Annotated in this window: 11 protein-coding genes; 8 read left to right on the forward strand and 3 right to left on the reverse strand. The window is 29.0% G+C overall.

The features are described from left to right. Positions 1-110 precede the first annotated feature (110 nt). From ACY2RX_RS05180 to ACY2RX_RS05195, 4 genes are all read left to right on the forward strand, one after another. Complete coding sequence (locus tag ACY2RX_RS05180) at positions 111-887, forward strand: M48 family metalloprotease (RefSeq protein WP_490102901.1); 777 nt, start codon at positions 111-113, stop codon at positions 885-887. A 646-nt stretch (positions 888-1,533) separates the two neighbouring features. Next, on the forward strand, positions 1,534-3,051 hold the full coding sequence (gene gpmI, locus ACY2RX_RS05185) for a 2,3-bisphosphoglycerate-independent phosphoglycerate mutase (RefSeq protein WP_490102902.1): 1,518 nt from the start codon (positions 1,534-1,536) through the stop codon (positions 3,049-3,051). 16 nt (positions 3,052-3,067) lie between these two features. Next, positions 3,068-3,592: a thioredoxin family protein gene (locus tag ACY2RX_RS05190; protein ID WP_490102903.1), complete on the forward strand. Its 525-nt coding sequence runs from the start codon at positions 3,068-3,070 to the stop codon at positions 3,590-3,592. Further along, a complete protein-coding gene (locus ACY2RX_RS05195) occupies positions 3,592-3,993 on the forward strand; it encodes a BT0820 family HAD-type phosphatase (RefSeq protein WP_490102904.1) in 402 nt (133 codons plus the stop codon). Before ACY2RX_RS05190 ends, ACY2RX_RS05195 begins: the two co-directional genes overlap by 1 nt. Here the strand turns inward: ACY2RX_RS05195 and ACY2RX_RS05200 are convergent, their stop codons facing one another. Further along, the gene (locus ACY2RX_RS05200) at positions 3,994-5,259 is read right to left on the reverse strand and encodes an acetyl-CoA hydrolase/transferase family protein (protein WP_490102905.1); all 1,266 of its coding nucleotides are present in this window, start codon (positions 5,257-5,259) and stop codon (positions 3,994-3,996) included. It abuts the gene before it with no gap. Positions 5,260-5,372: 113 nt separating this feature from the next. Between ACY2RX_RS05200 and map the strand changes: the two genes are divergently transcribed. Genes map through ACY2RX_RS05215 form a run of 3 tightly spaced genes read left to right on the forward strand, consistent with a single transcriptional unit; the run spans position 5,373 to position 7,378 of the window. After that, the gene (map, locus tag ACY2RX_RS05205) at positions 5,373-6,188 is read left to right on the forward strand and encodes a type I methionyl aminopeptidase (protein ID WP_490102906.1); all 816 of its coding nucleotides are present in this window, start codon (positions 5,373-5,375) and stop codon (positions 6,186-6,188) included. A gap of 30 nt (positions 6,189-6,218) precedes the next feature. Next, positions 6,219-6,593: a GxxExxY protein gene (locus ACY2RX_RS05210; protein ID WP_490102907.1), complete on the forward strand. Its 375-nt coding sequence runs from the start codon at positions 6,219-6,221 to the stop codon at positions 6,591-6,593. A gap of 14 nt (positions 6,594-6,607) precedes the next feature. Beyond that, the gene (locus ACY2RX_RS05215) at positions 6,608-7,378 is read left to right on the forward strand and encodes a class I SAM-dependent methyltransferase (RefSeq protein ID WP_490102908.1); all 771 of its coding nucleotides are present in this window, start codon (positions 6,608-6,610) and stop codon (positions 7,376-7,378) included. Here the strand turns inward: ACY2RX_RS05215 and ACY2RX_RS05220 are convergent, their stop codons facing one another. Together ACY2RX_RS05220 and ACY2RX_RS05225 are read right to left on the reverse strand one after the other, a co-directional pair. Next, the gene (locus ACY2RX_RS05220; protein WP_490102909.1) at positions 7,379-8,668 is read right to left on the reverse strand and encodes a hypothetical protein; all 1,290 of its coding nucleotides are present in this window, start codon (positions 8,666-8,668) and stop codon (positions 7,379-7,381) included. Between the two features lie 76 nt (positions 8,669-8,744). Then, complete coding sequence (locus ACY2RX_RS05225; RefSeq protein WP_490102910.1) at positions 8,745-9,734, reverse strand: FAD:protein FMN transferase; 990 nt, start codon at positions 9,732-9,734, stop codon at positions 8,745-8,747. Between the two features lie 119 nt (positions 9,735-9,853). On the opposite strand from ACY2RX_RS05225, the gene ACY2RX_RS05230 reads away from it, so the two are divergent. Beyond that, complete coding sequence (locus ACY2RX_RS05230; protein WP_490102911.1) at positions 9,854-10,699, forward strand: OmpA/MotB family protein; 846 nt, start codon at positions 9,854-9,856, stop codon at positions 10,697-10,699. The last annotated feature ends 135 nt before the right edge of the window (positions 10,700-10,834 follow it).

Here is a 10,834-nt window from a genome sequence, read left to right on the forward strand (position 1 = left end):
TTTGAATTATTCTCACAAAATTAAGCATTAAAATATTGATTTTTCATTTTACTAGTGTTAAAACTTCTGTTTTTGTATCTTTATCGCAATCAACAAAAAATCACAAAAAAATGAGATTAGGTAGAAGAAGTAGAAGTTTCAAAATTCGTTTGTTTATTGGTATTGCTATTGTAGCCTTTGCTTATTTAAGAAAATGTAGCCAGAGTGAAGTAAATCCGTACACAGGTAAATCGCAAGCCATCAGTCTTTCGCCTCAACAAGAAATTGCCATTGGTTTGCAACAAGCACCTATGATGGCGCAACAACATGGAGGTTTGCATTCCAACCAAAAATTACAAGATTTTGTAGATAAAGTAGGAAAAAAATTAGTAGATAATACTGTTGCTAAAAAATCTGGTTACAAATATGAATTTCATTTGCTTAAAGATGAAAGAGCAATTAATGCATTTGCTTTACCTGGTGGTCAAATATTTATAACTTATGCTTTGTTTTCGAAATTAAAAAATGAAGACCAATTGGCTGGTGTTTTAGGTCATGAAATTGGGCACGTTTTAGGAAAACATTCAAACGAAAGAATTACTGATGCTAATTTTTGGAAACTTCTAACAATGGGAGCATCTGTTGGTGCAGATTTAGGAGAACTTGCAAACGGAATTGGGCAACAAACTTTATTAAAAAACGGACGTGGAGATGAACTAGAAAGTGATGAATTGGGTGTTAAGTTAATGGTTGATGCTGGTTACAATCCTGAAAGTTTAATTGGAGTTATGGAAATTTTAAAAGCTGCTGCTGGACCTAATAGAATTCCTGAATTTCAAAGTACACACCCAGATCCTGAAAATAGAATTGCCAAAATTAAAGAAGCAATTAGAAAATACAGAAAGTAATTCTTGTAACATTTTAACCTTTTTAGCATCTAATAATTAAAGAAAAATTATTTGTTATGGCTGGAGAAGGTTTTGTTGCACATATGATTACGAGTTTAAAAAACAATAAAAGAAATCGTATTTCTACTTTTAATAAAATTAAAGACTATAAAAAAATAAAAAATCTGAACTTCATTTTAATAAAAAAGCATCGCCATTAGAATTAAAAAAAATCAGAGATAAAATTCAAAAAGAAAACGAAATTATTTTTAGAAAAAAAGTTTTTATTCTAGTAGTATTAATAGTTACATTATTACTACTACTTAATTAAAAAAGAGAGACTGCCTTTTTTATAGACAGTCTCTAATTTTTTCTTTAGAGTAATTAATTCAAATATTTTATCTAAAGTTAACACATCAAAAAAGTGACAAAGTTTTTTAGTGCTTTCTATTATATAGACTACCCATTCTAAAAAACGTTTCACAGAAATCATCATTTAACATCTTTTTTAACAACAAACCTATAATTGTTAAAAATTAAACTGATTTTATGTTTATTAAACATCTTTTCAACTTGATTTTAAAAACTAGAATTTACGCTATCGGTTTCGTAAAAAATTTAAAATAGCCCAAAAATCTTTCTTATTTTTACTGTTCAATTTAAGACAATGAACAAGAAAGTTATACTTATGATTTTGGATGGTTGGGGAATTACACAAGACCCAAAAGTATCCGCAATTTACAACGCAAAAACATCGTATATAGATAGTTTATACAGCAAATATCCGAATGCAGAATTAAGAACAGATGGAGAATATGTTGGTTTACCAAAAGGTCAAATGGGAAATTCTGAAGTTGGTCACATGAATTTAGGTGCTGGTAGAATTGTTTATCAAAATTTAGCACGTATTAACAAAGCCGTAGAAGAAAAAACTTTAGGAGACGAAAAAGTTTTGTTAGATACTTTTAAATATGCAAAAGAAAATAACAAAAATGTTCATTTATTAGGATTGGTTTCTAATGGCGGAATTCACGCGCATATTAATCATTTAAAAGGAATTATTGATGTTGCAAAAGAAAATAATGTAGAGAACGTTTACCTACACGCTTTTACAGACGGACGTGATTGCGACCCAAAATCTGGAACGTATTTCATTAACGATGTTCAAAAATATATGAAAGAAAATACAGGAGAGTTAGCTTCTGTTACTGGGCGTTATTATGCAATGGATAGAGACAACAGATGGGAACGTGTTAAAGAAGCTTATGATGGTGTTGTTAATGGTATAGGTACAAAAACTACGGATGCAATTGCAACAATGAATGCAAATTATGACAATGACATTACAGACGAGTTTCATAAACCAATTATTGTTACAGATAAAAATGGAACGCCAAAAACGCTTATAAAAGATGGAGATGCTGTAATTTTCTTTAACTACAGAACAGACAGAGGTAGAGAATTAACAAATGTTTTGTCTCAACAAGATTTCCCAAAATATGGGATGAAAAAGTTAGACTTGTATTACACTACAATGACTTTATATGATGATACTTTTAGAGGAATTAACGTTATTTATAATAACGATAATATTAAAAATACTTTGGGCGAAGTTTTAGCAAATGCTGGTAAAAAACAAATTAGAATTGCTGAAACAGAAAAATATCCGCACGTAACTTTCTTCTTTTCTGGCGGGCAAGAAGAACCTTTTAAAGGAGAATCTAGAATTTTAAGAAACTCACCAAAAGTTGCAACTTACGATTTAAAACCAGAAATGTCTGCTTACGAATTAAAAGACGCTTTATGTGAAGATTTAGAAAAAGGAGAAGCAGATTTTGTGTGTTTAAATTTTGCAAATGGAGATATGGTTGGGCATACAGGAATTATGGAAGCTGCCATAAAAGCTTGTGAAGCTGTAGATGAATGTGCAAAAGCAGTTATTGAAACAGGATTAGAAAACGGGTATTCAATTTTATTAATTGCAGACCATGGTAATTGCGAAACAATGATGAATCCTGATGGCTCTCCTCATACTGCACATACAACAAACCCTGTTCCTTTCATTTTAATAGACAAAGAAATAAAATCAATAAAAAGTGGTATATTGGGCAATATTGCTCCTACAATTTTAGATTTAATGGGAGTAGATCAACCTAAAGAAATGACACAACATTCTTTACTGTAATTTAATTCTATTAATAATGAAAAAACTTTTTTTATTAGCCTTTGTAATTATTTTATCATCTTGTAATGCGCAACAAAAAATAACTGCAAAGAAAAATGAAAGTGGAGATTTAGTTGGTTTTGCTAACAAAGAATCTTTTAATCAAGCTCCATATAAAACTTGGTTCGATCAAAAATTAGAAGCTTACAACCCAGATTCAGCTACAATTTCATCACTTAAAGAGAATTTAAAAGGTATAAAAATTAAAGGTTTTATGGGCACTTGGTGTGGAGACAGCAAAAGAGAAACTCCTCATTTTTTTAAAATTTTAGAACAAGCAGGTTACAACTTAAACAACTTTGAATTAATAACTGTTAACAGAAGTAAAAAAACGCTAGACAATTTACAAGAAGGACTAAATATAATTAAAGTACCAACTTTTATTTTTTATAAAGGAGGAAAAGAAATTGGTAGATATGTAGAATATGCCAGAGAATCTTTAGAAAAAGACATCTTAAAAATTGTTTCTGGAAAAACTTATAAACATTCTTACGACAATTAATGTTACCAAAGAATCCTTTAATTATTGCCATAGATTTTGATGGCACTATTGTAGAAGATGCGTATCCTAAAATTGGCAAAGAAATGATTTTTGCTTTTGATACGCTAAAAAAACTACAATCTCAAGGTCATAGATTAATTCTTTGGACCTACAGAAGTGGAAAAAAATTAGATGAAGCTGTTGCTTTTTGTAAAGAAAATAGTATTGAATTTTATGCTGTTAACAAAAACTTCCCTGAAGAAAAATACGATGCAAAATACAGTCGTAAAATTCATGCAGATTTATTTATTGATGATAGAAATATTGGTGGTTTTTTAGGTTGGACAGCCATCTATAAACTCATTTTTAACCACGAACCACCACAAAAAAAGAAAAAAGGATTCTTTTCTTTTTTTAAATAATTAAGTTAAATTTCTGTACGCTTTTTCTAAGGTTTCTCTATGCTTTGGGTGCGCAATCTTAATCAATTCTTTCTGTCTTTGTTTTAAAGATTTACCGTATAAATTAGCAACACCATATTCAGTTACAATATAATGTGCGTGCGCTCTTGTAGTAACAACGCCTGCACCACTTTTTAAATACGGTACAATTTTACTTTCGCCTTTAGCTGTAATAGAAGGCAATGCTATAATTGCTTTTCCTCCTTCACTTAAAGATGCGCCTCTTATAAAATCCATTTGACCACCAACACCAGAATACATTCTAGTTCCTATAGAATCTGCACAAATTTGACCAGATAAATCTACTTCTATTGCAGAATTAATTGCCACCATTCTTGGATTTAGCTTAATGTTTGCAGCATTGTTTACATAATCTGAAGATCTTAATTCTATAAACGGATTATCATCTGCATAATCATATAATTTTTTACTGCCTATTAAAAATGTAGCCAATGCTCTTCCAGGATTAATTCCTTTATAATTACTATTTATTACATCTTTTTCAATTAAATCTACAACACCATCAGAAAACATTTCTGTATGCAAACCTAAATCTTTATGATTTGTTAATCTTGATAAAACAGCATTCGGTATTGTACCAATTCCCATTTGTAACGTACTTCTATCTTCAATTAAATTGGCCACAAAATCACCAATTTTATTTTCTATTTCTGTGGATGCTGGCATTTGATGTTCAAAAATTGGAACATCTACTTCTACTAAAGTATCTATTTCAGAAATATGTATAATTCCTTCGCCATGAATTCTTGGCATTTGAGGGTTTACTTGAGCAATTACGTGTTTTGCATTTTCTATTACCGCCAAAATAGCTTCTACAGAAACGCCTAAAGAACAATACCCATGTCTATCTGGTGATGAAACATGAATTAAAGTAACATCAACAGGCAACACATTTCTTTTAAAAAGTAGCGGAACTTCACTTAAAAAAATAGGTGTATAAGAACCATTTCCTTCTTTTAAGGTATGCCTTACATTGGCTCCTATAAAAAAAGAATTCACATGAAAGCTATCTTTATATTTTATAGCTGCATAAGGTGCTTTGCCTTCTGTATGTAAATGGCAAACTTCAACATTTTTTAATTCTTGATGCCTTTTAGTCATCGCATTTATTAATTCTTGAGGAGTTGCAGCTGCTGCCTGCACATACACTCTATCATTAGACTTAATAACCTTTACAGCTTCTTCTGCAGAAAAATATTTATACATTTTTATTATTTTTATTTTACAAATATCCGAATAAACCTTTTAAAAAATGGTAATAAAGATCATCATTAATTAAAATTCTAAATAAGTATCTTTGCGTTTCAATTTTATTAAAAATGATTAAAATTAAAACTAGAGAAGAAATAGAAATTATGCGCGAAAGTGCTTTAATAGTTTCTAAAACTCTTGGTATGCTTGCCAAAGAAGTAAAGCCTGGCGTTTCTACTTTATATTTAGACAAACTTGCCGAAGATTTTATTAGAGCAGAAGGTGCTATTCCTGGTTTTTTAGGTTTGTATGATTTTCCTAATACACTTTGTATGAGTCCAAACTCGCAAGTTGTACATGGTATTCCTAATAAAAATCCCTTAAAAGAAGGCGATATTATTTCTATAGATTGTGGCGCAAAAAAGAATGGTTTTTATGGCGATCATGCTTATACTTTTGCTGTTGGAGAAATTGCCCCAGAAACCAAAAAACTTTTAGACGTAACCAAAGAAAGTTTATATGTTGGTATTCGTGAATTTAAAGCAGGCAATAGAGTTGGTGACGTAGGTTTTGCCATTCAGAATTTTACTGAAAAACACGGTTATGGTGTGGTTAGAGAATTGGTAGGTCATGGCTTAGGTAAAGAAATGCATGAAGATCCAGAAATGCCAAATTACGGAAGAAGAGGGAGAGGTAAAAAATTTGTTGAAGGAATGGTAGTTGCCATAGAACCAATGACAAATATGGGAACTCATAAAATAAGACAACATGCAGATGGTTGGACTATTACTACTTTAGACAATAAACCATCTGCACATTTTGAGCACGATGTTGCTATAGTTAATGGCAAACCAGAATTGCTTTCTACTTTTAAATATGTAAATGAGGCTTTGGGTTTAGAAACTAATGAAGAAGATGAGTTTAGATACAGCAAAAATAAATAAGACACTAATTTCTCTAATTACACTAAATGTATGAGTAACCTTATTTATAAAGAAGAATCATATAAAATTATTGGAACTTGTATGGAAGTTCATAAAGAATTAGGAAAAGGTTTTTCTGAAATTATTTATGGTGATGCCTTAGAAATTGAATTAAAAAACAGTGGAATTAATTATCAAAGAGAAGTAAAATTTAAGATCACTTATAAAAATATTTTATTGCCTCATTACTATGTTGCAGATTTTATAATAGACAATAAAGTAGTTCTTGAAATTAAAGCAATAGAGTCTCTAACTAAGAGCCATATTAAACAAACTCTAAATTATTTAGCTGCTTCAAAAATAAAATTAGGTTTACTAGTAAATTTTGGGCAAGATAGTTTAAATTACAAAAGAATTCTTTTGTGAAATTAGTGTAATTCGTGTCTATCTTCAAATCTATATTAAATACCCTACCAAGACCTTGGCTTATAAAAGCTAGTTATCTTGTTAGACCAATAATTGCTTTTGCTTTAAAAGGTAACAGATATACAGATCCTATAGATGGCAAAAGCTTTAGAAAGTTTTTACCTTATGGTTATGGAAAACAAAGAGAAAATGTACTTTCTCCATCAACATTGTCATTAGAAAGACACCGATTAATGTGGCTGTTTTTAAAAGAGGAAACTGATTTTTTTTCATCAACCAAAAAATTAAAAACCCTGCATATTGCACCAGAACAATGCTTTTTAGATATTTTTAAAAAGCAAAAAAACTTAGCATACATTACATCAGATTTAGAATCTCCTATTGCAGATGTAAAAGCAGATATTTGCAATTTACCTTTTAATGATGCTTCTTTTGATGTGGTTTTTTGTAACCACGTTTTAGAACATGTTACCGATGACACTAAGGCTATGCAAGAGTTATATCGCGTTTTAAAAAAAGGTGGATTTGGTATTTTTCAAATTCCGCAAGATTTATCGAGAGAAAAAACTTTTGAAGACCATACAATTACAGACAAAAAAGAACGCGCTAAAATTTTTGGACAATATGATCATGTAAGAGTTTATGGTAGAGATTATTTTAATAAACTTAGGTCTATTGGTTTTAAAGTTGATGAGGTAGATTATACAAAAAAAATCGCCCCAGAAAAACTAGAGCGATTTTGCTTAATGAAGAATGAAATTCTTCCTGTTTGTTATAAATTGTAATTATTTAGAATCAGAATTACTTCTTAAAAAGTCTGCTAATTTTTCTAACTTTTCTTGTCCTAAAACTATAAAATCGTTTTGCATAATTTGGTAAGATCCATTTTCTAATTTTACAACCTTACTCAATCCTGAATATTTATCAGCTTCATCTCTTGGTGCACTAGCTTTGGTTCCGTTTTGATTTATCCAAACAACTTCATCACCTTTAATAGCTTGTAATTTATCGTTATGAAAAGCTCCTAAATATTGATAACTAGTAGCTGTTTTTATTAAACTACCATCAATCGTACATAAGAAAAGTTGCAATTCATAACCTTCAATTGCGTATAATGGATGAACACCACCACCAATATGACCTCCAAAAGTGTACCAAATTTTATTAATTTTTACTTCGCCTTTTTTATTATACTTATCAATCTTATCGGTTTTCTTTAAAGACTTTAACAACTCTTTTTGATTCGCTATTTTTATGGTTTTCTTTAAATTTAAATCATACACCATTGGTTGGTAAGAATTATTAGGATAAGTAACCAATCTTCCATTTGCTCTAGGCAACATTACTTTACCATAATGAGTTGATAATGGATTAAAATCTGATGGACTAGGCAGTAAAAAACCGCTTTGATTGTTTGTGTTAAAACAATAAATCTTTGTTGGTTCTTCTGCTTTATTTGTTAAAAGAATGTATCCATCAAAAGAAACTGCAAATTTATATTCATCTGCTTTAACAATAATTTCTCCTCTGTCGTTTATAATTCCGTAATTGTCTTTATTTTTAAATAAAGCGAGTTTATTCTTATTAAAAGCATAAATACTATCTAATTTAAGAGTAAGAGCATCTGACCTTTTCTTCCATTCTGTTTTTAAAGAATCTATTCTTTTAAGTTCCTTTTCTTTTTTAATTCGTTCTTGTTCTAAACGTTTTTCTTCTGCTTCTTGTAGCTCTATTTCTTCATTAATAGTAACAGCTAATTCTAATTGATTTTGATACTCTTCTGTACTTTTATTTTTTACAGTAAGAAAATATTGTTTAGAAAACTTTTTTGCTTTTTTAAACTCATCTAATTCAAAATAAATAATAGCACCTAATTTTGCAACTTTAGAAGAAGTAACAGTATCCATATACTTCATAGCTTTTTCAAACAAAACAAGTGCTTCTTTGTAATCTATACTTTCTTCAATAACATTGTTTGCTCTTTTAATATAAACATTGGCTATTTCTTTGTTTGATTGTGCTTTTGATATTGCAAAAGTTAGTAAGCATAAAAATGTTAGTAGTAATTTTTTCATAGTTAAAATAATTATCCCCAAAAATATAAGTGATGCAATATAACGAAAATAGTGCTTAAATCAGCAATGAATATCACTACTTATGGGTATAATTTGTATATTCTTCTAAGTCTTTGTTTTTATTTACATACAAAAGGATTACTTGCAAATTTTTATGTTTTTTCAAAAACTCTTTTGTTTTCTCTAAACCCATTGCCATAAAAGAAGTTGCGTAAGCATCTACATCTGCACAATCTAAAGAAGCTATAACAGAAACACTTAGCAAATTACTTTCTAAAGCAAAACCTGTTTTAGGATTTACAATATGAACATATTTCTTACCTTCTTTTGTAATTCTATATTTTCTATAATTACCAGAAGTTGCCATAGATTTATTTGATAAGTTTATGGTTTTAAAACCATTATAAGAATCTTTTTTTAAAGGATTTACCAATTTAACAATCCAGGATTTGTGCTTCTTTTTTTTACCTTTTGTTCTAATTTCACCTCCAATTTCTATGAGATAATTATCTATTTTCTTTGAATCGAAAAAACGAGCAACTACATCTATTCCAAAACCTTTGGCAATAGAATTAAAATCTAAATAAACTTTTGGGTTCTCTTTAATTATTTTTTTCTCTTTTAAAGTAATTTTATCCAAACCAACATATTTCATTTCTTTTTTTACATCTTCATCAGATAAATTATTTTTTTCTCTTTTTGGACCAAAACCCCAAGCGTTTACTAAATTCCCAACTGTTGGATCAAAATAACCATTAGTTTCTTTATGTATTTTTTTTGATTTTTTAAAAACCTCTACAAACAAATCATCTATTACAACAGATGAATCTCCTCTATTAATTTTAGAAATATCTGATGTAGGCATATAAGTTGATAACGATTTATTTACCAAATAAAAAAGGCTATCAATAGATTTCTGATAATTCTTGGAAGCCTGCAAATAAGTAATCTTATAAGTTGTTCCAAAAACATTTCCCTTAAAGTTAAAATCTTTTAACTCTTCTTTTTTATCACAATTAATTAACAAGCACAAAACACCTATTATTATCACAATTTTTTTAAACATTGCCAACTTTTTTATCATTTAGCAAAAATAGTACATAAAATTTTCATAAAATATGCCTTAACTTGCTTTTTGTTCGTACATTTTGTTAAATTTGTTGACTGAATTTAATCGTTAAAAAAATGAAAAGATTATCAGTATTACTACTATTAGTTATCCTAATTAGTTCTTGTGTTTCTAAAAAAGAATACGCAGCGTTAGAATTAAAAAACCAAAAAACTGAAGCTGAGTTACTTGCAGTAAAAACCAATTTACAAAAATGTTTAATTGAAAAAGAGAAAGAAGACGCTCAGGTTTTTACTCTTAAAGAACAAGTAAAATCTTTACAACAAGATAAAAAAACAGCTCTAAAACAAGTTGAAAACTTAACTGTTTTAACACAATCTTCTTCAGATAATATTAAAAGTGTAATTTCTCAATTAAGCGAAAAAGACAAATATATTAACGGAGTAAGAAAAGCAATGACTCAAAAAGACTCTTTAAATCTTGCCATTAAATATCACTTAACAAAAAACTTAACAGATGGTATTCAAGATAAAGACATTGAGGTAAATGTTGAAAAAACTGTTGTTTTTATCTCTATTTCTGATAAATTGTTATTTAAAAGTGCGAGTTACAAAGTAACTGAAAAAGCATATACAGTTTTAGAAAAAATTGCAAAAGTAATTAATGACCAGCCTAAAATGGAAGTAATGATAGAAGGTCATACAGATTCTAAATCTATAAAAACTGAGTTTTTACAAGACAACTGGGATTTATCTGCAATGAGAGCTACTTCTATTACAAGAATTTTACAATATAAGTATGGTGTAAAACCAGAAAGACTAATTGCTGCTGGTAGAAGTCAATATGTGCCTTTAGCACCTAATGACACAGATGCTAATAGAGCTAAAAACAGAAGAACAAAAATTGTTATTATGCCTAAATTAAATCAATTCTTTGATTTATTAGAACAAGACGCAGAATAATTTTTTTCTGAAATAATATTAAAAACCATCTGATTTCCAGATGGTTTTTTGTTTATTATAAATGTCTCGTCCTGAAATAGCGTTACACTAAATTTTAAGTGTAATGAAAACAAACTATGTAAAACGTACTCAAAA

This window comes from Polaribacter sp. 2405UD43-2, assembly GCF_058147125.1.

Bases quoted from the DNA above. Each gene is read 5' to 3' on its own strand.
- ACY2RX_RS05210 (WP_490102907.1), top strand. From the start codon at position 6,219: ATGAGTAACCTTATTTATAAAGAAGAATCATATAAAATTATTGGAACT.
- ACY2RX_RS05190 (WP_490102903.1), top strand. From the start codon at position 3,068: ATGAAAAAACTTTTTTTATTAGCCTTTGTAATTATTTTATCATCTTGT.
- gpmI (WP_490102902.1), top strand. From the start codon at position 1,534: ATGAACAAGAAAGTTATACTTATGATTTTGGATGGTTGGGGAATTACA.
- ACY2RX_RS05180 (WP_490102901.1), top strand. From the start codon at position 111: ATGAGATTAGGTAGAAGAAGTAGAAGTTTCAAAATTCGTTTGTTTATT.
- ACY2RX_RS05195 (WP_490102904.1), top strand. From the start codon at position 3,592: ATGTTACCAAAGAATCCTTTAATTATTGCCATAGATTTTGATGGCACT.
- ACY2RX_RS05230 (WP_490102911.1), top strand. From the start codon at position 9,854: ATGAAAAGATTATCAGTATTACTACTATTAGTTATCCTAATTAGTTCT.
- ACY2RX_RS05220 (WP_490102909.1), bottom strand. From the start codon at position 8,668: ATGAAAAAATTACTACTAACATTTTTATGCTTACTAACTTTTGCAATA.
- ACY2RX_RS05200 (WP_490102905.1), bottom strand. From the start codon at position 5,259: ATGTATAAATATTTTTCTGCAGAAGAAGCTGTAAAGGTTATTAAGTCT.
- ACY2RX_RS05225 (WP_490102910.1), bottom strand. From the start codon at position 9,734: ATGTTTAAAAAAATTGTGATAATAATAGGTGTTTTGTGCTTGTTAATT.
- map (WP_490102906.1), top strand. From the start codon at position 5,373: ATGATTAAAATTAAAACTAGAGAAGAAATAGAAATTATGCGCGAAAGT.